Source organism: Caballeronia sp. LjRoot31 (genome assembly GCF_964253885.1).
GTDB lineage: Bacteria > Pseudomonadota > Gammaproteobacteria > Burkholderiales > Burkholderiaceae > Caballeronia.
Window position 1 is genome coordinate 677,685 of record NZ_CAXURX020000002.1, and the last position, 21,338, is coordinate 699,022.

Sequence of the window (21,338 nt, forward strand, 5' to 3'; positions counted from 1 at the left end):
CTCTCAAGGATGCGAACCGTGAACACTTTGACGCTGGCTCCGGCCACTCGCGATGCCGCCGCCGTGGATTCAAATCAGCACGCGCACGGCGGCGTGCGTATTGACCGCCTGAGCGTGCGCTTTGGCACACGCACCGTGCTCGATGACCTGTCGCTGACCATCGAGCGCGGAGAACTGCTCACCGTGCTTGGCCGTAGTGGATGCGGCAAAACCACGTTGCTGCGGTTTATCGCGGGCTTTATCGAGGCGGACGGGCTGGCGGGGACGTTGACGGTGGCCGGGCGTGACCTCACGCATGTGCCGCCGTTCAAGCGCAATCTCGGCTTGCTGTTTCAAAGTTATGCGCTGTTTCCGCATCTGTCGGTGTATGACAACGTCGCGTTCGGTCTGCGGGCGCGGCGTCTGAAAGCAGGGGAGATCGCACGGCGCGTAGCCGATGCGCTCAAGCTCGTGCAACTCGGCGACGCAGGGCACGTGATGCCCGCGCAGTTGTCGGGCGGCATGCAGCAGCGCGTGGCGTTGGCGCGGGCGCTGGTGATCGAGCCGGACGTGCTGCTGCTGGACGAGCCGCTGTCCGCACTCGATGCCAACCTGCGCGCCTCCGTGCGCACCGAGCTCAAGGCGTTGCATGAGCGTTTGCCGAACCTGACCATCGTGTGTGTCACGCACGATCAGGACGATGCGCTCGTGCTCTCCGACCGCACGTTGCTGATGCGCGATGGCCGCATTGCGCAACTCGGCACGCCGCGCGAACTCTACGACAACCCGAAGGATGCATTCGTCGCGCGCTATCTTGGCGCGGCGAACCTGTTGCCGCCTTCCATCATGTTCCCCATCGGCGATCCTCGTCACGACGATCGCGACCACGTGGCATGCGTGCGTCCCGAGTGCCTTTCGATCGTACCGCTGGGCGATGCCCAACTGCATGGCACGATCGCTTCGGTGGAGTGGTACGGCGCGGCCTTGTCGATATCGGTCATGATCGACGCACTGCCCGATCAACCTGTGCTGGTCACCATGCAGCGTGCCCACGGCCCGATGCCCGTGAAGGGTGCGCGCGTTTCCCTACGCCATGAGGTTGACGATGTCGTCCTTATCAGTGAGTGACCACGTAGTCGACGACGTTGCGCATACCGCCGCCAAGCGGCGTCGCGAACGGCTGGCGCAGTGGCATTTGTGGTTCATTCTCGTGGTGGTGCTGGGTCCGCTGGTCATCTATCCGCTGGTGCAGCTCCTGCGGCTGAGCGTGGCCGGCGCGCACGGCCTGAGCTTGCATGCGTACACCGCGTTTTTCACCAATCCCGAGACGAGCGGCGTGATCGGCACGACGCTCGGCATCTTGTTCGGCAGTGCGACACTCGCTTCAGTGCTCGGCGTGCTGCTCGCGGCCATGCTGTTTTTCAAGCCATTCCCCGGGGCGAAGCTTGTCACCCGGTTCCTCGAATTGTTCGTCGCATTCCCGTCGTTTCTGGTCGCGTTCACGCTGATCTTTTTGTATGGTTCGCAAGGCTCGGTGAGCATTGGATTGCAGCGGCTTTTCAACCTGCAGGACCCGCCGCTCAACTTCCTGTTCGGTATCGGCGGCGTGATTTTGGCGGAGGTCGTGTTCTACGCGCCGTTCGTCGTACGGCCCACGCTCGCGTCGTTCGCTACGCTCGACATGCGCCTGATCGAAGCCGCCAAGAGTCTTGGCGCGAGCGGCTGGATGGTCGCGTTCAAGGTCATCTTGCCGCTCGCGTGGCCCGGCATTGCAGCGGGCACGATCCTGTGTTTCCTGCTGACGCTCAATGAGTTCGGCATTTTGCTGGTGCTCGGCAGTGCGCATCTGATCACGTTGCCAATGGCGATCTACAGCTCGGCCACGGTCGATCTCGACTTGCCGACGGCAGCCGCCGGCGCCGTCGTGATGCTGGCGATGTCGCTCTCGCTGTACGCGCTGTATAGACGAGTCAATCGACGCACGGGAGGCCGCAATGGCAACTGAGTTCACGCTGCCCGTAACGACGTCGAAGCCGCATTCGCTGAAGCGGATCTGCGCATGGGCATTCACCGCGTTTGCTGCGCTGCTGTGCTTCTGGCTGTTCGTGTTGCCGGTGATCGTGGTGGCGTTGTCCAGCGTGGCGTCGCACTGGTCGGGAACCATTTTCCCCGATGGTTTCAGCATGCGCTGGTTCGAACGTTTGGGCTCCAGCGACTTCGATGCGTTGACTACGAGCCTTGAAGTTGGCTTCGGTGTCGCCGTGCTCGGTACCGTGCTTGGCCTGTGGCTTGCACTGGCGCTGGAAGGCCGTGACCGCCGCGGCGTGGGCGCGTGGGTCGACACCATCGCGATGATGCCCAACGGCGTGCCGAGCGTCGTGCTCGGGCTGTCCGTGCTGATCGCGTATCACAAGAAACCGCTGGATATCTCGGGCTCGGCGGCAATCGTGGTGCTGGTTCAACTCGCGCTCGTGCTGCCCTTTTGTTATCGATGTGCAGCCGCCGCGCTGCGCCCCGAACTCACGATCTTGCGTGAAGCGGCAGCGAGTCTCGGCGCGCCGCCTTCGATGGTCCTCTCGCGTGTTGTCCTGCCGCAGTTGGTCCCCGCGATCCGCGCGAGCCTCGCACTGGGGTTTGCCTTATCGCTGGGCGAACTGGGCGCGACATTGACCGTCTATCCGCCGGGTTTTGCGACCGTGCCGATCGTGGTGGTCGGGCAGGTGAATCGCGGTTATTACTTGCCGGCGTCGGCGCTTTCGCTGATCTTGCTGGCGGTTTCGCTCGCTGCATTGTTGCTGATCGCGGCAAAAGTGCCACGACGGAGAATGGCCTGATCCAGCCTGGTTCTCCCGAAAATCCCATTTTTCGGGACTTTTTTGCGCCGAAAAATGTGGCAAATATTGGCGTTGTGCATCAAAATATGGAATCACGCGCTTAGCCCTGACGGCAGCAAACGGGCGGGCAAACCGCTGGTTCATCACGGAAAGGAAGCTCATGTCCACGTCCACCGAAATGCTCATGGAAGTTAATGGCCGCGCTTATGGTCCGGCGCGCGCGCTGACTGTTGTCGTCTGCGTCGACGGTTGCGAATACGATTACCTTGAAGCGGCCGTTGCGGCGGGTGTCGCACCGTTTATCGGCACGATGCTGCGTGGCGGGTCCGCTTTCCGGGCCGACTGCGTGATTCCGTCGTTCACCAACCCGAACAACTTGTCGATCGTGACGGGCGTGCCGCCTTCGGTGCACGGCATTTGCGGCAACTATTTCTTCGACCCGCAAGCGAACGGCGGCAAGGGTGCCGAAGTCATGATGAACGACCCGGCCTACCTTCGCGCCGGCACGATCCTCGCGGCTGCTGCGCGGCGCGGCGAGAAGGTGGCAGTGGTTACGGCGAAGGACAAGCTGCGCCGACTGCTCGGCTGGCAACTCGACGGCATCTGTTTCTCGGCGGAGAAAGCGGACGCGGTGACGCTCGCGGAGAACGGCATCGAGAACGTGCTTGAACTGGTCGGCAAGCCCGTGCCGGACGTGTATAGCGCCGGCCTTTCCGAGTTCGTGTTCGCGGCTGGCGTGCGGCTTGCCGAGACCCGCAAGCTTGACCTCATGTACCTCTCGACGACCGACTACGTGCAGCATAAATGCGCGCCCGGCACGGACGGCGCGAACGCGTTCTACGCGATGATGGACGGTTACCTCGCGCGCCTGAACGAACTCGGCGCGGTGATCGGCCTCACCGCCGACCACGGCATGAACGCGAAGCACGACGCCGCAACGGGCGAGCCGAACGTGGTGTACCTGCAAGACTGGCTGGATGAAACGCTGGACGCTCCGAATGCGCGTGTGATCCTGCCGATTACCGATCCCTATGTGGTCCACCACGGGGCGCTTGGTTCGTTCGCGACCATCTACCTGCCGGCTTCCGTCGATGCAAAAGCGCTGGCGGCGCGCATTGCTGCGTTGCCGGGCGTGGATATCGTGCTCGACAACGCGGCTGCATGTGAGCGCTTTGAATTGCCCAACGATCGCGTGGGCGACCTCGTGGTCGTGAGCGGGCGCAACACGGCGCTCGGCACCCGGCGTGCGGAGCATGACCTGTCGGGATTGACCGTGCCGTTGCGCTCGCATGGCGGCGTGTCCGAGCAGGAAGTGCCGTTGTTGTTCAATCGTCCGACCGATGGTTTCGAGTCGAAGCAGGACGGGAAACGCTTGCGCAACTTCGACGTCTTCAGCATCGCGTTGAACCACCTGGAGCTTGCATCATGAGCGCCGTTCTCGCGGTTGAGCACCAGGCACTGCGGGTCGAAAAGCTGCGCCTCAAAGGTGAGCGCGTGGCGCGTGCACGCACTATCGATGTTTTCGATCCTTACACGAATACCCGCGTTGGCACCGTGCCGATGGCAAGCGTTGACGACGTGCGCGACGCATTCGAGTACGCGGTGAACTACCGCTCGACGCTGACGCGTTATGAACGCTCGCAGATTCTCGAACGCGCTGCCGGGTTACTGCGTGAGCGAACGGAAGAAGCGTCCGATCTTATTTCGCTTGAATCAGGTTTGTCGAAACAGGATTCGCGTTATGAAATTGGCCGCGTTACCGACGTGCTCAAATTCGCCGCGATGGAAGCGTTGCGTGACGACGGCCAGAGTTTTTCCTGCGACCTTACTCCGCACGGCAAGGCCCGCCGCGTGTTCTCGCAACGCGAGCCGCTGGCCGGCGTGATCGTCGCGATCACACCGTTCAATCATCCGATGAATCAGGTCGCGCATAAACTTGCACCGGCTATTGCAACGAACAATCGCGTGATCCTGAAGCCGTCGGAGAAGGTGCCGTTGTCGGCGTATTACTTGGCCGACGTGTTGTACGAAGCCGGTTTGCCCGCACCCATGCTGCAGGTTTTAACGGGCGACCCGCGCGAGATCGCCGAAGAACTCGTGACGAACCGGCACGCTGATCTCGTCACTTTTACCGGTGGCGTGGCGATCGGCAAGGAGATTGCGGCGAGGGCGGGGTATCGGCGCGTGGTGCTGGAACTCGGCGGCAACGACCCGCTGATCGTGCTCGACGACGCCGACCTGGAGCGCGCGGCAACGCTGGCCGTGCAAGGCTCGTACAAGAATTCCGGGCAACGCTGCACAGCGGTCAAACGCATGCTCGTGCAAAAGGGCGTCGCCGCCCGGTTCACGGAACTCGTGGTGGAAAAAACGCTTGCGTGGACTCACGGCGATCCCTTCGATCCCGCCAACCAGATGGGCACCGTGATCGACGCGGCCGCCGCCGACTTGTTCGAAGCGCGCGTGAACGAAGCGGTATCGAAGGGTGCGCGGCTGCTCTGCGGGAATCATCGCAATGGCGCGCTGTATTCGCCCACGGTGCTTGATCGTGTTGATCCGTCCATGACGCTGGTGCGTGAGGAAACCTTTGGGCCGGTGTCTCCGATCATCGAATTCGATACCATCGACGACGCCATTCGTATCAGCAACGGTACGGCGTTCGGTTTGTCGTCCGGCGTATGTACGGACAGGGCGGACCTGATCACGCGCTTCGTGAACGAACTGCGCGTGGGCACGGTGAACGTGTGGGAAGTGCCAGGTTACCGGATCGAGCTGACGCCGTTCGGCGGCATCAAGGATTCGGGTCTGGGTTACAAGGAAGGCGTGCAGGAAGCGATGAAAAGCTTCACGAACCTCAAGACTTTTTCTTTACCCTGGGCATGAATCATGGCGCTCACGCTTACTGATATTCGTCATCTCTTCGATACCTACGGCGCCATTGCCTATAGCGGCGAACCCGTCACGCAACTCCAGCACGCGTTGCAGACGGCTGCGCTGGCCGAGGAGGCGGGCGCCGACGAAACACTCGTTGGCGCGGCGTTTTTGCACGACCTGGGCCACTTGTTGAATCTCCAGGGCGAGACGCCGACCGAGCGGGGTATCGACGACTTGCACCAGTATTTCGCGCTGCCCTTCCTGCGGCCGCTGTTCGGCGATGCCGTGCTCGAGCCGATCCGTCTGCACGTGGACGCGAAACGTTGTCTATGTGAAATCGACAGCGATTATTTTTCGACACTATCAGCGGACTCGGTCCGTAGCCTGAAACTGCAAGGCGGCATTTTCAGCAAGGAAGAAGCGGATGATTTCATGCGCAAGCCCTTCGCGCAGGACGCGCTTTCATTGCGCCGCTGGGATGATCTTGCCAAGCGCCCGGAGCGCGTTACGCCGCCGATCGACCACTATATTCAGCTAATCGAAAGGCTTGCGGAAGGGCACAGCGCGGTGTCATCAAATCGCGCTTAAACACGACCATGATCAGGAAACCAAAGTAATTAACAATTCTGTTTCCGGATCAGCCACGCTGTTCCCGATGACGGAAATGCGACAAAAGGACGGACCGCCGGCGGATGTCGTGCCGATTCCACGGCCGCCGGGGCCAATACCCAAAAAAATAAAAATAGCGTAACCTGCCTGTTCACCCGGCCCCGTCCCGCTTGACAGAACGCGGCTCGTACCCAGCGCGTTGTCCAGCAATGCATTTCTGGAGAGTTCGATGACATCCGTCGACCTGGAATTCGAACAGCTGAACAGCACCGTCGATGCGCTCAGGCGCTCCATTTCCAACCGTCTCATGTACGGAGTCGGCAAGGACGCCGTCACCGCGCAGCCGCGCGACTGGCTCCATGCGGCCGAACTGGCGGTCCGCGACCGGCTGGTGGCGCGCTGGATGAAAACCACGCGCCAGCAGTACGAGCAGGATGTAAAGCGTGTCTACTACCTGTCGATGGAATTCCTGATTGGCCGGACTTTTACCAACGCGTTGCTTGCGCTCGGCATTCACGACGAAGTCCGGGACGCGCTTGCCGGCCTTGGGATCGACCTCAATACGTTAGAAAACCTGGAGCCGGATGCGGCGCTTGGCAACGGTGGCTTGGGCCGCCTTGCCGCGTGTTTTCTCGACTCCATGGCGACCGTCGGCATTCCCGGCTTTGGCTATGGCATCCGCTATGAATACGGCATGTTCCGGCAGACCATTGTTGACGGCAATCAGGTCGAAACGCCCGATTACTGGCTGCGCGCGGGTAATCCGTGGGAGTTTCCGCGGCCGGAAGTGAACTATGTGATCCATTTCGGCGGCCGCACGATACGTCATGGCGACCGGACCGAATGGATCGACACGGAACACGTGAACGCCATGGCGTACGACACCGTGATCCCCGGTTTTGCCACGACCGCGACCAATACGTTGCGCCTCTGGTCGGCGCGGGCGACCGATGAATTCGACTTGTCCGCGTTCAACCAAGGTGATTATCGCCGCTCGGTGGAAGCGAAGAACACCTCCGAACATGTGTCGCGTCTGCTGTATCCGGACGACTCCACGCAGGCCGGCCGCGAACTGCGTTTGCGCCAGGAATACTTCTTTGTTTCCGCGACGATGCAGGATCTGATCCGCCGATATCAACGCACGCACACGCATTTTGGGCGGCTGGCGGAGAAGGTGGCGGTGCATCTGAACGACACCCACCCGGTGCTGGCTATTCCCGAGCTGATGCGTTTGCTGGTCGATACGCATCATTTGCCGTGGGACAAGGCGTGGAAGCTGATTCAGCAAATGTTCTCGTACACGAACCACACCTTGATGCCCGAGGCGCTGGAAACCTGGGACGTGGAAATGCTGTCGCGGCTGTTGCCGCGCCACCTTGAGATCATCTTCGACATCAACGCGGATTTTCTCAAGCAGGTGGGTGAGAAGTTCGGGCGCGACATGGACCTGATCCGCCGTATTTCCCTCGTCGATGAATATGGTCAGCGGCGTGTTCGCATGGCGCACTTGGCCATTGTTGCCAGCCACACGGTAAATGGTGTGTCGAAGCTGCATTCGCAGTTGATGACGCAAAATATTTTCGCCGATTTCGCGCGCATGTACCCTGAACGTTTCACGAACGTGACGAACGGCATTACGCCGCGGCGGTGGTTGTCGCAGGCGAGTCCGAAGCTGTCGTCGTTGATCGATGAACGGCTTGGGCCGCGCTGGCGGACTGATTTGTTCGAGTTGGCCCGGCTGCGTGAATGGCGCGATGACCCTGAATTCACCAAAGCCTTTCACGATGCGAAGTTTGCGAGCAAGGTACGGCTCGCCGCGCGTGCGAAGTTGGAGACGGGGGCGATTATCGACCCGAATGCGCTGTTCGATTTGCAGGTCAAGCGCATTCACGAATACAAGCGGCAGTTGCTTAATATCCTGCATGTGATTGTGCGGTACAACCGGATTCGCGAGCAGCCGGAGAAGGCGTGGACGCCGCGTGTGGTGATGTTTGCCGGCAAGGCGGCGTCGGCGTACAAGATGGCCAAGACGATCATCAAGTTGATTAACGACGTGGCGGAGAAGGTTAACAACGATCCGTTGATTGGTGACCGGTTGAAGGTCGGTTTCATTCCGAACTATGGTGTGAGCGTGGCGGAACTGATCATTCCGGCAGCGGATTTATCGCAGCAGATTTCGATGGCGGGGACTGAAGCGTCGGGTACGGGCAATATGAAGCTCGCGTTGAACGGGGCATTGACCATTGGCACGCTGGATGGCGCGAACATTGAGATTTGCGACGCCGTTGGGCGCGAGAACATGTTTATCTTTGGGCACTCGACTGAAGAGATTGATGCGTTGCGGGCGACGGGATACCGGCCGCGGCATATTTACGAGGAGAATCCTGAACTGAAGTTGGCGCTCGATCAGATTCGGCTTGGGCATTTTTCGCCGGACCAGCCGCATCGGTTCTATGACATTTTCCATACGCTGGTGGATTGGGGCGATCATTACATGGTGTTGGCGGATTTTGAGAGTTTCGACAAAGCTCAGGCGGACGTCGATGCGAAATTCCTCGATAAGGAAGCGTGGACGCGCAGTGCGATTGAAAATGTCGCGGGGATGGGGATTTTTTCGTCAGACCGGACGATTGCGGAGTATGCCAGGCATATTTGGCATGTTGAGCCCTTGGTCGTTTAGTTTTTGCTCGCGCCGGTGGACGGGTTTTGGGGGGGATGGTGCGAGGGGGGCTCGGTTGTCAGGGGTTGGTGCTTTCGGCGTTAGTGGTCGGGGTCTATGCTGGGGTGGTCGGTTCTGGGGTTAGTGGTCGGGGGTCAATGCCGGGTTGGTCGGTTCTGGGGTTAGTGGTCAGGGTCTATGCCGGGTTGGTGCTTTCGGCCGTGGTGGTCTGCGAGAGTCGGATATTCTCTTTATCACTATTAGCCACTGTGCGTGGCGGCACGTCATTTCTTTGTCCAAAGCGACAAAGAAACGAAGCAAAGAAAACGCTTTTAAAACACGCTACCCTAAGTGTCCACAGCGTGCAGTTTTCATTCATAGGTGCCCCAAAAGCACGGTGCTCGCCAGAGCGACGGATGTGTGAACCCCTCCTTCTACGAACACCGATACCCACACGCTTCGCCACCAGTGATTGAACCTGCCCAAGGAGCACCCCGCGCTATCCGCGGACGACCACCCTCCAAATGTGTACGCGCCTCGAACCACGTCGCCAACCCTGCTGAAAATGAGGTCGCGAAGACGCGGGCGGCCGTAACCGACGAAAATAGCTGTACAGAACGCGCAGCCAATTCATAAAAACTGAAGCAGTAAACACAAACACGCATCAAGCTGTGGCCTACGAAATACGGTCGCACAGACCAGGTAGGTAACCTGTCAAAAAACCGCAGCCATAAATACCCGTAAGGCAGTGCGGGTTCCTTAGCAATTGTGCTTGCCCGAGAGCGTACGGGGCGAAGCGTGTTCGTGTCAGGATTCGCGAGAAGGAGGGGTTCACACATCCTCCGCTCTGGCGAGCACCGTGCTTTTGGGGCACCTATGAATAGAAACTGCACGCTGTGGACACTTAGGGTAGCGTGTTTGAAAGCGTTTTCTTTGCTTCATTTCTTTGTCGCTTTGGACAAAGAAATGACGTGCCGCCACGCACAGTGGCTAATAGTGATAAAGAGAAAATCCGACTCTCGCAGACCACTAAGGCTGAAAGCACCAACCCGGCATTGACCTCGACCGCTAACCCCAGAACCTAGCAACCCGGCATAGACCCTGACCGCTAACCCCAGAACCTAGCAACCTGGCACTGACCCCGCCCACTAACTCTGGAACCTGGACATCCAGCGCCAACCCTGACCGCTAACCTTAAGAACCAGCGCACCGGGCCCCTCAAAACCCCATCCACCGGCGCGAGCAAAGCCAACCCTGGCGCGAGCGAAACCAACCACTTTATTGCCGCAGCGTGAACGTCGTCGCATGCCCCAAGGTCGCCTGCTCAAACCGGGAAGTCACCACCCCAATCACATCATTCAACGTCCGCGAAGGCACTTCAACGTGCAACGTGACGCAATCATGCCGGCGATCGGTCGCCACCACCTGCATGCGAGCCTCACCCCCCAGCGCCTTCTGCAAAACGCGGCGTGGCCCGCTAGAGTCAAGCCCCGGCAGGATGAGATCGAACGCGACTACCGTGTGAAACTTTCGCGTGGCCCGCACGAACGGCTTGACCACAGGAACAGAAGAGGAACGGACCGGGGAAACAACGCTTGCCTGAAGCATCGGATGTTGCACCGTCTCGCGACGGGCGGTGGTGGGAACAACACCACTTTAGCGAGCCACGCATTAACAACGGGCATCGATCGCCGCGGTCCGCGTAAAGAAAACGTTAAATAGGCGCCGACGTGGCTACCGCCGGAATGCCCTCGCGCACCAGCTTCGCCACGCGCTGCGCAAACTCCTCGTCCTTCGTCGTGAACACCTCACGTTCGCCTGCCGGCGTCGTGACGTACATCCTGTAGATCACATCCTGCGTAATCCACGACAAATATCCCACTACCGCAATCATCACGCCCAGCAGCAACGCCGGCCCTGAACCGAGAATTCCACCCGTCACCGCGACGATCAAACCGATCACACCCAGCGTAATCGGCAAGGGTTTCTGCCGCGGCACCATCACCACCGTTGCCCCGAGTAAATCGCGCAATGGAAACAACTGGCCCGACGCACTCAGGCCAGCGCGGGCAAACGTAATACCTCGTTCGTTGAAAGGGAGATCCTGTTGCATGGTTCGAAGTCTTGTCGGCGGAAAGAAAGGCGCAGATTAACAGACACGCCCCCCTCCGGGCATCCCGCACATCGCCGCATGAGAGTTCGCCCCGGCGCAAAGCGGGTCATGCACTCCAATCCCATCCGTTACATTTCGATACTTTTTTGCACCCGCTTTCCGTCGATTTCGACCCTGCTCATGCGTCTACAGGGTGAAGCCACCCCTAAGCGGAGATATCGATGAAATTCCTGTGCCTCATTGTCTTTGACGAACGCGTGCTCGACGATCTGTCGAAACGCCAGTACGACGCGCTAGTCGATGAATCCCTGGCATACGATGAGCGTCTGCGCGAAACCCGCCAGCTCATTGCGGCGCAGGCGCTGCACTCCGCCAAGGAAGCGGTCACGCTCAGGGTCCGTGGCGAGGATGTTTCGATTACGGAAGGTCCGTTCGCGGAGACCAAGGAGCAGGTAGGTGGTTTCGTCCTGATTGAGGCACGTGACATAAATGAAGCGATGCGCATCGCGTCAGGATTCCCCGTCGTTCGCTTGGGCGGGGTGGAAGTGCGGCCGGTCAGGGAATTGCGCGCGTCGTGGCCGGACGCATGACTTGCACAAACTGAAAGGAGCAAACAATGCAAACGCTATTGAAAGACAGCCCGGCGTTCAGCGGCTTCGCGGTGAAGGATCTCGCTGAAGCGAAGGCGTTTTACAGCGAGACATTGGGCATCGAAGTGACGAGCGATCCCATGGGCATTCTCAAGCTGCATCTGGCGGGTGGCAACACCGTACTGGTCTATCCCAAGCCCGATCATGTGCCGGCGACATACACCGTACTGAACTTCCCGGTCGATAGCGTGGACCACGCAGTCGACACACTGAGCGCGCGCGGCGTGAAGTTCGAACACTACGACATGCCGAGTCTCAAGACCGATGCCAAAGGGATCTGCCGTGGCCCCGAAGGCCCGGTGATTGCCTGGTTCAAGGACCCGGCGGGCAATATTCTCTCGGTGCTTGAAGAGCGGTAAAGAAGGGCCGGGGTCATGCTCGCGCCTCCATCGTCGACTCGCTGGAGACGAGCCGCAATTCGTCGGCGATGATTGCAATCAGCGCTTCGGCAGCCGCGCTCAATGGGCGCCGTGGATGGCTGATCCGCACAATATGGCGCACGATTCTCGGCGCGAGAATGGGATAGGCGCGCAGCGTGCCGAGCCGCACCGCGCGCTCCACCACGATGCGCGGAAGGATCGTCGCAAAGCGCGTGCTTTCGACCAGCCTGACGATCGTGCTCAGCACGTCGATCTCGAAACGTGGTGCGAGTAGTACGTCTTCGTGCTGGGCGGCGGTATCGAGTACGCCGCGCAAGCCATGGCGCTTCGTGGGCAACACCAGTTCGAGTTCAGGAAGCTGCGCAAGATCGATGGCATGCGGCAGGTCAGGACCATGCACGGCACTGGTGACGAGCACCATCTCTTCATCGAGCAAGGGCTGCGAGTCGAGTGACAGGCGCGCCCGAGGTTTGTTGATCAGCGCGGCATCGAGTTGTCCACCTGATACCCAGTCGATAAAAGTCGCGCTGTAACCGTCGGCTACGGTGACTTCCACATGCGGATAACGAGCGTGAAACCGTGACAGTGAATCCGCCAGAACGCTCTCCGTCACCGACGCAATCAAGCCGATCGATACGTGTCCCGTCACCACTTCGTCACGCTGCACCAGTTGCTGGCGCGCGTGTGCGAGGTCCCGCACGATCGGCAGGAAGAGGCGGTACATCAGGCGTCCCGCCGCGGTGGGCGCCATGCCGTGTGCCCCGCGTTCAAAGAGTTGTTGATGCAGTTCGTCCTCCAGCTTGGCGATCTGCATGCTCAAGGCTGGCTGCACGATGTTCAGCCGCTTGGCCGCGCGCGTGACGGAACCGTCCTCGAACAGGGCGATGAAATACTGAATCTGCTTCAGGTCCATGTAGGTCGGCTCGTAAAGATAATGGCCCGGCGGGCAGGCTATCAATAGATCTAATGAAGCAGCCGCTATTTATCACACGCGCGGTCAGAGGGTACCGCGCCCATGTCCCATGGTATTGATAATCTACTAACGAAAGACTTACATCAGGGCAAACACGGATATCACGACCACTGATCGCGAACATCAAAAAACAGTATTAGAAGTTATATCGCGTTGTCGCTACGCTTCATTTCAGAAATGATGGAGACGCAGATGAACCAACGTGACGCCGCGACGAACGGCCCAGCAACAACCCCACTTGCCCGCCAATCCTTCGACGTATTGTCGCTGCGTGGCTGGCTCGCCCACCTCTCCGCCACAGGACGCGTCGCGACCATCGCCAAACCGGTCGCGCTGAAACACGAGCTTGCGGCCGTGGCGAAGCGGCTCGACGGCAAGCAAGCGGCAGTATTCCTAGCCCCCGGCGGTCACGACATGCCGGTAGTGAGCGGCTTTATGTCCAGGCGCGCGTGGATTGCCGAGGCTATGGGCGTGGTGGAGAAAGACCTGTTGCAACGTTTCCGCGATGCAGCGGATCATCCGCTGCCATGGAAAGAAGTGCCCGCCGCGCAAGCCGCTTGCCAGCAAGTCGTGCATACCAGCGGTATCGACCTTCACGCGCTGCTGCCGATCCCCACCCATAGCGAACACGACAACGGTCCGTACATCACCGCAGGTCTCGTGATTGCACGAAACCCCCGCACCGGCGTGCAGAACGTTTCGATCAACCGTATCCAGGTTCACGCCCGGGACCGCATGGCGATCCTGCTGCTGCCGCGCCATCTTCATGCGTTCCAGAAGGCAGCCGAAGCCGCTGGCGATGCGCTCGATATTGCTGTCGCAATCGGCGTTGATCCGCTGACCATGCTCGCGTCCCAGGCCATTTCTCCGATCGATTTCGACGAGCTGGAGATTGCCGGCGCATTACACGGCATGCCCTTGCCGGTCGTTAAATGCGTGACGAACGAAGTGCGCGTGCCGGCGTTCGCGGAGATCGTGATCGAAGGCCGCATCCTGCCGGACGTGCGCGAAGCGGAAGGCCCGTTCGGTGAGTTTCCGAAGTATTACAGCGCGCGGGAAGCGCGTGAAGTGATCGAGGTGACGGCAGTTACGCATAGGCAGAAGCCGGTCTATCACACCATCGTGCCAGCCGAAATGGAGCACTTGCTGCTCGGCGGGATTCCGCGCGAGGCGACGCTTTTATCGCACCTTCAACGCAGTCATCCGGGTGTGACCGACGTGCATCTTTCAGTGGGTGGCGTATGTCGATATCACCTGTGGGTGCAGCTCGCGAAGAAGCGCGAGGGCGAAGCGAAGAACGTGATCCTGTGTGCATTCGGCGCGCATTACGACATCAAGCAGGTCGTGGTGGTGGACACCGACGTGGACATTCATGATCCTGCCGAAATTGAATGGGCGATCGCCACGCGTTTCCAGGCGGACCACGATCTTGTGTTGATCGAAGGCGCGCAAGGGTCGCCGCTGGACCCGTCGACGACCGTGGGTCATCCCGACGATGCGCCCCCGCATCTGCAGGGCATCAGCGCGAAGATGGGTCTCGATGCCACGCGGCCGGTGGTCTATTCGGGCCATGTGTTTACCCGCGTGCGGATTCCCGGATACGACGCGGTCGATCTCGACGCGCTCGTTGCTCCCGATAACGACGGCTTCGACACCTACCTGAGCGCGAAGTAATGAGCGCCGATCAAAAACCGCGTCTGGTCGTCGGCATCTCGGGGGCGAGCGGCGCTGTGATCGGCGTGCGGCTGCTTGCCGCGTTGCGCCGGATCGGCACGCACGAGACGCATCTGATCGTGTCGGCGTCGGGTGCGGTGACGGCGGCGCAGGAGCTCGGGCTTACGCGCCATGATCTCGATGGGCTGGCCGATGTCGTGCATAACGTTCGTGATGTCGGCGCGTCGATTGCGAGCGGTTCGTTCGTGACCAGCGGCATGGTCGTGGCTCCCTGTTCGATGAAAACGCTGGCCGCAGTGGCGAATGGTTTTGCCGATAACCTGCTCACACGCGCAGCCGACGTCATGCTGAAAGAGCGCCGCCGTCTTGTGCTGGTGGCGCGCGAAACACCGCTCAATCTCGCGCACTTGCGCAACATGACGATGGCGACCGAGATGGGCGCGATCGTCATGCCGCCGGTCCCGGCGTTCTACGCGCATCCCAAGACTATCGAAGACGTCGTTGACCATACTGTCGGCCGGATTCTCGATCTGTTCAGCATCGAGCACCGTGAAATAGCCCGGCGATGGAGTGGTCTTGCCGATGAGTTCGGCACGCGACGCGACGAAGGAGCAGACGAATGAACCAGCGCGAACCAACCGGTTTCGCCGGTATCGACGCGCGCGCGTCTGAGGCGGTCGAAATAGCGCACGAGGTGCAAGAAGTGCACGAGGCGCTGGCGCAGCCGGTGAAGCCAAAAACAAAGCATGTTGGGAAGTCGTACGAACGTTTCGAAGACCCCGCCATCCTGACTGGCCGCGGCCGATATGGCGACGACCTGGGTATCAAGCCAGGAACGCTGCACGCGGCCGTCCTGCGCTCACCGCATGCTCATGCCGAACTGATTTTCATCGATACCACCGCTGCGCTCGCATGCGAAGGCGTGCGGGCGGTACTGACGCGTGACGACCTCGCTGCGTGGTCGCGCCCGTTCGTGGTCGGCGTGAAGTCGAAGATGGAGCAGTGGGCGCTTGCGACCGATCGCGTGCGCTATGTCGGCGAACCGGTTGCGGTCGTGATGGCAGAAACGCGTGCGCTGGCCGAGGACGCACTCGACCTGATCAAGGTGGAGTACAAGACGCTCGACCCGGTGACATCGATAGAAGGCGCGCTCAAAAGCGATGCGCCGGTGCTGCATCCGAATGTCCAGACCAACGTGATCAGTGACCGCAGTTTTCGCTACGGCGAGCCCGAAGCGGCATTCAGCAACGCGCCGCATCGCGTGAAGCTGGAAGCGCACTATCCGCGCAATACCTGTGCGCCGATCGAATGCGCCGTGGTCGTGGCCGAGTACCTTTCCGGCGACGAAGGTTACGAGGTTACCTCGAACTTCATGGGGCCGTTCTCGCTGCACGCAGTGATGGCGCTCGCGCTGAACGTGCCGGCTAACCGTTTGCGTCACAAGGCGCCGCGCGATTCGGGCGGCAGCTTCGGCGTGAAGCAGGCCGTATTCCCGTACGTGGTGCTGATGTGCCTGGCCTCGCGCAAGGCGAACGCGCCGGTGAAATACGTGGAAGACCGGCTTGAACACCTGAGCGCGGCGACCTCCGCCACGGCACGGCTGACCACGCTCGAAGCGGCCGTGGAAAACGATGGCCGGATCACCGCGCTCAACTACGACCAGATCGAGGATTGCGGCGGTTATCTGCGCGCGCCCGAGCCTGCCACGTTTTATCGCATGCACGGCTGTTTAACGGGCGCCTACGCCATTCCCGGACTGCTGGTGCGGAATAGGGTTGTGCTGACCAACAAGACGCCTACGGGACTCGTGCGCGGTTTTGGCGGCCCACAGGTTTATTTCGCGCTCGAGCGCCTGATGCAACGCATCGCGATCGAGTTGAAGCTGGATGTGCTGGACGTGTACCGGCGCAATTTTGTTCCCGCCGACGCCTTCCCTTATCGTGCAGCGGCCGGTGCATTGCTGGACTCGGGCAATTATCAGGAAGCGTTGAAACGCTCGCTCGCCGAGGGCGGTTACGACGAGCTCAAGGCACGCCGCGAAGCTGCACGCAAGAAAGGCCGTTTGTACGGCATCGGCTTCGCGGCGATCGTTGAGCCGTCGGTATCGAACATGGGTTACATCACGACGGTGATGCCCGCCGAAGCACGCAAGAAGGCAGGACCTAAGAGCGGTGCGATTGCGAGCGCGACAGTCAGCGTCGACCTGCTTGGCGGCGTGGTGGTGACAGTGGCGTCGACGCCGGCGGGGCAGGGGCACATGACCGTGTGCGCGCAAGTGGTGGCGGACGTGCTCGGGCTCGCGCCGCACGAGATCGTGGTGAACGTGGAGTTCGATACCTACAAGGACGCGTGGTCGGTGGCGGCGGGAAATTATTCAAGCCGCTTTGCGGGAGCTGTCGCCGGCACGGTACATCTCGCGGCCATGCGCGTTCGCGACAAGCTGGCGCGGATTGTTTCAGCGCAGCTTAAATGCAAGCCGGACGATATCCGTTTCGAAGGCGGACGCATCTACAAAGCAGGCGACGAAACCCGCGCAATGCCCTTCGGCCGCGTGGCCAGCAACGCCCCGCATTGGGCGCCTGCGTTGCTGCCTGAAGGCGAAGAACCAGGTCTGCGCGAGACGGTGTTCTGGACGCCGGAAAACATGGACGCGCCCGACGAGCAGGACCGCATCAATACATCGGCGGCCTATGGTTTTGCCTTCGATATGTGCGGCGTGGAAGTGGACCGTGCAACCGGGCGCGTGCGGATCGACCGCTATGTGACCGCTCACGATGCCGGCACGTTGCTGAACCCCGCACTCGCCGACGGCCAGATTCGCGGCGCGTTCGCGCAGGGGCTCGGTGCGGCGCTGATGGAAGAGTTTCGTTACGGTGCCGACGGCAGTTTTCAGTCCGGCACGCTAGCCGATTACCTGATGCCGACCACCTGCGAAGTGCCCGATCCGATGATCATTCATCTGGAGACGCCATCGCCTTGCACGCCTCTTGGCGCCAAGGGACTGGGCGAAGGCAACAACATGAGCACGCCGCCGTGCGTGGCGAATGCAGTGGCCGACGCGCTCGGTATCGATGACATCCGTTTGCCGCTCACGCCTTCGAAGGTGATGGCGCTGGTCGGTATCGATGACCCGGAGCCATCGCGGCCCGAGTTCCGGGAGATGCAGCAGAAGAAGCCGGTCTTGCCCGGCGGCAAGGCGCTGACCGCGCAAGGCAGCGTGGATCTTGCTGCATCGCCGGAAGCGATCTTCGCGGTACTGCTCGATCCAAACGCGCTCGCCAGGGTGATCCCCGGTTGTCATGCGCTCGAAGCGAAGGGCGAGAACGCGTATCGCGCCGATGTGACCGTGGGTGTCGGGATGATCAAGGCGCGCTTCGAAGCGGAGATCACGCTGTCCGATCTCGATCCGCCGCACCGGTTGCGTCTCGCTGGCGCCGGCATGTCGTCGCTTGGCAGCGCGCGTGGCAATGGTCTCGTGGAACTCACGCCCGTTGGTACCGGCACGCGGCTCACCTACGACTACGAGGCACAGGTATCGGGCAAGGTCGCAGCGGTAGGCGGACGGATGCTTGAAGGCGCGGCGAAGGTCGTGTTGCGCCAACTGTTTGAATCGCTGGGACGTCAGGCGGCGGGCAAGCCCGTGAAGAGTGGCGCTTCGTGGCTCGGCAGGCTCGTTGCGCGCTTCAGGAGGAAGTCATGAAGCCGGCGCCATTCGATTATCTGCGCGCCGTTTCCACGCACGACGCGCTCGAGGCCCTCGCGCAAACCGGCGAAGAGGCCCGCATTCTCGCAGGCGGTCAGTCGCTGATGGCCGTGCTGAACATGCGGCTTGCGCAACCGCGGGTACTGGTCGATATCTCTCGCACCGAGGAACTTGACCGCGTGAGCATTGACCACGGTCATCTCGTGGTGAATGCGGCCGCCACGCAAGGCAGCGTGGAATGGCGTCCGTCATTGCAGAGCGAAGTCCCCTTGCTTGCGCTCGCGTTCCCGCACATCTCGCATTTTCAGATCCGTAATCGCGGCACCGTGTGCGGGTCGATTGCTCACGCCGACCCCAGCGCAGAGCTGCCTCTAGTGCTCTCGGTGCTCGGCGGTGACGTCATGTTGCGGTCAAAGAAACGCAAGCGCGTGCTCAAGGCGGAAGATTTTTTCCAGGGCATGTTGATGACCGCGCGCGAGCCCGACGAACTGGTTGAAGGTGTGCGGTTCCCGCTGAAGCGAGCCGGCGAGCGATACGCGTTTACCGAATTTTCTGCCCGCCACGGCGACTTCGCGATGGTCGCGTGCGCAACGGTGGTCACCGATACATCGATCAGGATCGCCGTGGGCGGCGTAGCGGACCGGCCGGTGGTCGAGCAATGGCCAAGGCTGCACGGCGATGACTTGCGTGGCGCGCTGAACGACTTGAGCTGGAAGCTGAATGCGCAGGACGACACCCATGTCAGCGCAACGTATAGACGCCATCTGGTGCGGCAACTTGGATGGCGCGTGATAGAGGAGGCGAAGTGAGCAAGACATCATCGACGACGCTTGCGCGGGGCGAGCGCAGGCGTATCACCTTGACGCTCAACGGACGGGAGCGTACGGGCTATTGCGAATCGCGCGACCTGTTGTCCGATTTCGTGCGTCATGAACTGGGCGCGACCGGCACGCACGTGGGATGTGAACATGGCGTATGCGGTGCGTGCACTGTGCAAGTGGACGGCGTGGCGGCCCGGTCGTGCCTGATGCTGGCGGTGCAGGTGGAGGGCCGCCGTGTGGACACGGTTGAAGGTCTCGCGCCCGATCAGACGCTGGGCGATCTGCAACGGGCGTTCCAGCGTCATCACGCATTGCAGTGCGGCTTTTGCACGGCGGGCATTCTCATGTCGTGCGCGGACTATCTCCAGCGCGTACCGGACCCGACCGAAACGCAAGTACGCGAGATGCTGTCGGGCCATCTGTGCCGGTGTACGGGCTACACGCCGATCGTGGCGGCAGTGCTCGATGTTGCAGCTTTGCGCAACCAGAAGAACGAGAGCAGCAAGAAGGAGCCGGAACATGCTTGATCTCGGCCGGACTTTTTTGCAAAGCGTTGAACGCAGCCCCAACACGCTTGCCCTCGTGGATGGCGACATCAGGCTGACTTACGCGCAGTGGCACGACACCATCCTCAAGGCCGCCGGTGGTTTGCGCGAGCTGGGTCTCGCACGCGGCGACCGCTTGCTCGTAGTGCTGCAAAACCGCTGGGAAATGGCGACCTTGCATTGGGCCTGCCAGTTTGCTGGCATTGTCATGACGCCGTTGAACTGGCGCGCGAAGCCCGACGAACTCGACTACTGCGTGACCGATGCAGGCGCGAAAGCGGTCGTGTTCGAACCGGTTTCCGCCGATGCGGTTTATGCAAGCGAGGCGGCGCAGAGGCTGCCGCGTATCGCACTGGACGATGCACGCGGCACGATTTCGTTCGATGCGTTGCTGAGCGGACAGGCAGCGAGTGTCACGACAGAAGCCACGGCCGACGACATCTCGCTGATCCTCTATACCTCCGGGACAACGGGCAAGGCAAAGGGCGTGCCGCGCCGCCACCGGCATGAGCGCGCTGCAGCGCTAGCGCACGTCGCACAGAACCTGTACCGCTACGGCGAGCGCACGCTCGGCGTCATGCCGCTGTATCACACCATGGGCGTGCGTTCGCTGCTCGCCATGGCGCTGGTCGACGGCCTGTTCGTTTGCGTGCGGCGCTGGAACGCCGCACTGGCGCTGGAATCGATTGGCGCGTTCGAGCTCACGTGCCTGTATCTCGTGCCCACGCTTTATCACGACCTGCTGGCCGCGCCCGGCTTTGCAAATGCAAGCATAGGTTCGGTGACAAAGCTCGGTTTCGCGGGCGCACCCATGAGCGATGGCTTGTTGAAGCGTCTGTCCACCGCATTCAAGCCCGAACTGTTCGTGAACCACTATGGTTCTTCCGAGGTGTACACGTTCAGCATCGACCAGGACGCCACGCGCAAACCGGGCAGCGCAGGCCGTGCCGGGATCAACACGCGGCTGCGCGTGGTGAAGTTGGATGCCGCCTCGCCGAGCGATTTCGCGGCCGTGCACGAGGAAGGCCAGATCATTGCGGACCTGCTTGGCGACGAAGCATTTGAAGGTTACTGGAATCGTCCGGACGCGAATGCGAAGTCCCTGCGCGACGGCTGGTACTTCACCGGCGACACCGGTTTTTTCGACCAGGACGGTGACCTCTTCGTGAGCGGCCGGGTGGACGACATGATCATCAGCGGCGGAGAAAACATCTCGCCAGTGGATATTGAATCAGTGTTGTCGCTGCATCCCGCCGTGGACGAAGTGGCGGTCGCGGGCGTGAAGGACGAGCGCTGGGGACAGCGCGTGGTCGCGTTCATCAAGCGCCGTGATTACGTCGATTCCGGTGCGCTCGATGCCTGGTGCCGCGAGTCGGATCTCGTGAATTTCAAGCGTCCGCGCGACTACGTTTTCGTCGACGACATTCCAAAGTCGCCGGTCGGCAAGATCCTGCGCCGCAAATTGTCTGCCGGTGAATATGACATCGACACCACGAACAACCCTACCGAAACAACGAAGGAGTAACC

General features: G+C 61.0%; 18 protein-coding genes. 15 read left to right on the forward strand and 3 right to left on the reverse strand.

Features of this window, described 5'->3' with window-relative positions:
- Positions 1-9 precede the first annotated feature (9 nt).
- From phnT to ACSQ8V_RS21485, 7 genes are all read left to right on the forward strand, one after another.
- Positions 10-1,107: a 2-aminoethylphosphonate ABC transport system ATP-binding subunit PhnT gene (gene phnT / locus ACSQ8V_RS21455; protein ID WP_213766157.1), complete on the forward strand. Its 1,098-nt coding sequence runs from the start codon at positions 10-12 to the stop codon at positions 1,105-1,107.
- Positions 1,085-1,984: a 2-aminoethylphosphonate ABC transporter permease subunit gene (locus tag ACSQ8V_RS21460; protein ID WP_255631531.1), complete on the forward strand. Its 900-nt coding sequence runs from the start codon at positions 1,085-1,087 to the stop codon at positions 1,982-1,984. Before phnT ends, ACSQ8V_RS21460 begins: the two co-directional genes overlap by 23 nt.
- Positions 1,974-2,813, forward strand: a complete 840-nt coding sequence (gene phnV, locus ACSQ8V_RS21465; RefSeq protein ID WP_436207079.1) for a 2-aminoethylphosphonate ABC transport system, membrane component PhnV — start codon at positions 1,974-1,976, stop codon at positions 2,811-2,813. The genes ACSQ8V_RS21460 and phnV overlap by 11 nt, the downstream gene beginning before the upstream one ends.
- A gap of 160 nt (positions 2,814-2,973) precedes the next feature.
- Positions 2,974-4,242 (forward strand): phosphonoacetate hydrolase, encoded by a 1,269-nt coding sequence (gene phnA, locus ACSQ8V_RS21470; RefSeq protein ID WP_436207080.1) that lies wholly within the window; start codon positions 2,974-2,976, stop codon positions 4,240-4,242.
- Positions 4,239-5,693, forward strand: coding sequence for a phosphonoacetaldehyde dehydrogenase (gene phnY, locus ACSQ8V_RS21475; RefSeq protein WP_436207081.1), 1,455 nt, complete (start codon positions 4,239-4,241; stop codon positions 5,691-5,693). The genes phnA and phnY overlap by 4 nt, the downstream gene beginning before the upstream one ends.
- Before the next feature lie 3 nt (positions 5,694-5,696).
- Complete coding sequence (locus ACSQ8V_RS21480) at positions 5,697-6,272, forward strand: phosphonate degradation HD-domain oxygenase (RefSeq protein ID WP_436207082.1); 576 nt, start codon at positions 5,697-5,699, stop codon at positions 6,270-6,272.
- A gap of 250 nt (positions 6,273-6,522) precedes the next feature.
- A complete protein-coding gene (locus tag ACSQ8V_RS21485; RefSeq protein WP_213766162.1) occupies positions 6,523-8,973 on the forward strand; it encodes a glycogen/starch/alpha-glucan phosphorylase in 2,451 nt (816 codons plus the stop codon).
- Between the two features lie 1,257 nt (positions 8,974-10,230).
- Here the strand turns inward: ACSQ8V_RS21485 and ACSQ8V_RS21490 are convergent.
- Complete coding sequence (locus tag ACSQ8V_RS21490; protein WP_436207083.1) at positions 10,231-10,560, reverse strand: hypothetical protein; 330 nt, start codon at positions 10,558-10,560, stop codon at positions 10,231-10,233.
- A 106-nt stretch (positions 10,561-10,666) separates the two neighbouring features.
- The gene (locus ACSQ8V_RS21495) at positions 10,667-11,065 is read right to left on the reverse strand and encodes a DUF6232 family protein (protein ID WP_213761912.1); all 399 of its coding nucleotides are present in this window, start codon (positions 11,063-11,065) and stop codon (positions 10,667-10,669) included.
- 221 nt (positions 11,066-11,286) lie between these two features.
- On the opposite strand from ACSQ8V_RS21495, the gene ACSQ8V_RS21500 reads away from it, so the two are divergent.
- Both ACSQ8V_RS21500 and ACSQ8V_RS21505 read left to right on the forward strand, forming a co-directional pair.
- On the forward strand, positions 11,287-11,655 hold the full coding sequence (locus ACSQ8V_RS21500; protein WP_436207084.1) for a YciI family protein: 369 nt from the start codon (positions 11,287-11,289) through the stop codon (positions 11,653-11,655).
- A gap of 26 nt (positions 11,656-11,681) precedes the next feature.
- Positions 11,682-12,074, forward strand: coding sequence for a VOC family protein (locus ACSQ8V_RS21505; protein ID WP_213761914.1), 393 nt, complete (start codon positions 11,682-11,684; stop codon positions 12,072-12,074).
- A gap of 13 nt (positions 12,075-12,087) precedes the next feature.
- Here ACSQ8V_RS21505 and ACSQ8V_RS21510 read toward each other — a convergent pair whose 3' ends face one another.
- Positions 12,088-13,008, reverse strand: coding sequence for a LysR family transcriptional regulator (locus tag ACSQ8V_RS21510; RefSeq protein WP_436207085.1), 921 nt, complete (start codon positions 13,006-13,008; stop codon positions 12,088-12,090).
- A 252-nt stretch (positions 13,009-13,260) separates the two neighbouring features.
- On the opposite strand from ACSQ8V_RS21510, the gene ACSQ8V_RS21515 reads away from it, so the two are divergent.
- From ACSQ8V_RS21515 to ACSQ8V_RS21540, 6 genes are read left to right on the forward strand one after another with little or no spacing between them, the layout of a single operon-like run.
- Positions 13,261-14,742 (forward strand): UbiD family decarboxylase, encoded by a 1,482-nt coding sequence (locus ACSQ8V_RS21515; protein WP_436207086.1) that lies wholly within the window; start codon positions 13,261-13,263, stop codon positions 14,740-14,742.
- Positions 14,742-15,365 (forward strand): UbiX family flavin prenyltransferase, encoded by a 624-nt coding sequence (locus ACSQ8V_RS21520; RefSeq protein WP_436207087.1) that lies wholly within the window; start codon positions 14,742-14,744, stop codon positions 15,363-15,365. The genes ACSQ8V_RS21515 and ACSQ8V_RS21520 overlap by 1 nt, the downstream gene beginning before the upstream one ends.
- Entirely contained in the window at positions 15,362-18,442 is a 3,081-nt protein-coding gene (locus tag ACSQ8V_RS21525) for a xanthine dehydrogenase family protein molybdopterin-binding subunit (RefSeq protein ID WP_436207088.1), read from the forward strand. Before ACSQ8V_RS21520 ends, ACSQ8V_RS21525 begins: the two co-directional genes overlap by 4 nt.
- Positions 18,439-19,254: an FAD binding domain-containing protein gene (locus ACSQ8V_RS21530; protein WP_436207089.1), complete on the forward strand. Its 816-nt coding sequence runs from the start codon at positions 18,439-18,441 to the stop codon at positions 19,252-19,254. Before ACSQ8V_RS21525 ends, ACSQ8V_RS21530 begins: the two co-directional genes overlap by 4 nt.
- A complete protein-coding gene (locus tag ACSQ8V_RS21535; RefSeq protein WP_436207090.1) occupies positions 19,251-19,793 on the forward strand; it encodes a (2Fe-2S)-binding protein in 543 nt (180 codons plus the stop codon). Before ACSQ8V_RS21530 ends, ACSQ8V_RS21535 begins: the two co-directional genes overlap by 4 nt.
- Positions 19,786-21,336, forward strand: coding sequence for an AMP-binding protein (locus tag ACSQ8V_RS21540; protein ID WP_436207091.1), 1,551 nt, complete (start codon positions 19,786-19,788; stop codon positions 21,334-21,336). The genes ACSQ8V_RS21535 and ACSQ8V_RS21540 overlap by 8 nt, the downstream gene beginning before the upstream one ends.
- Positions 21,337-21,338 lie beyond the last annotated feature (2 nt).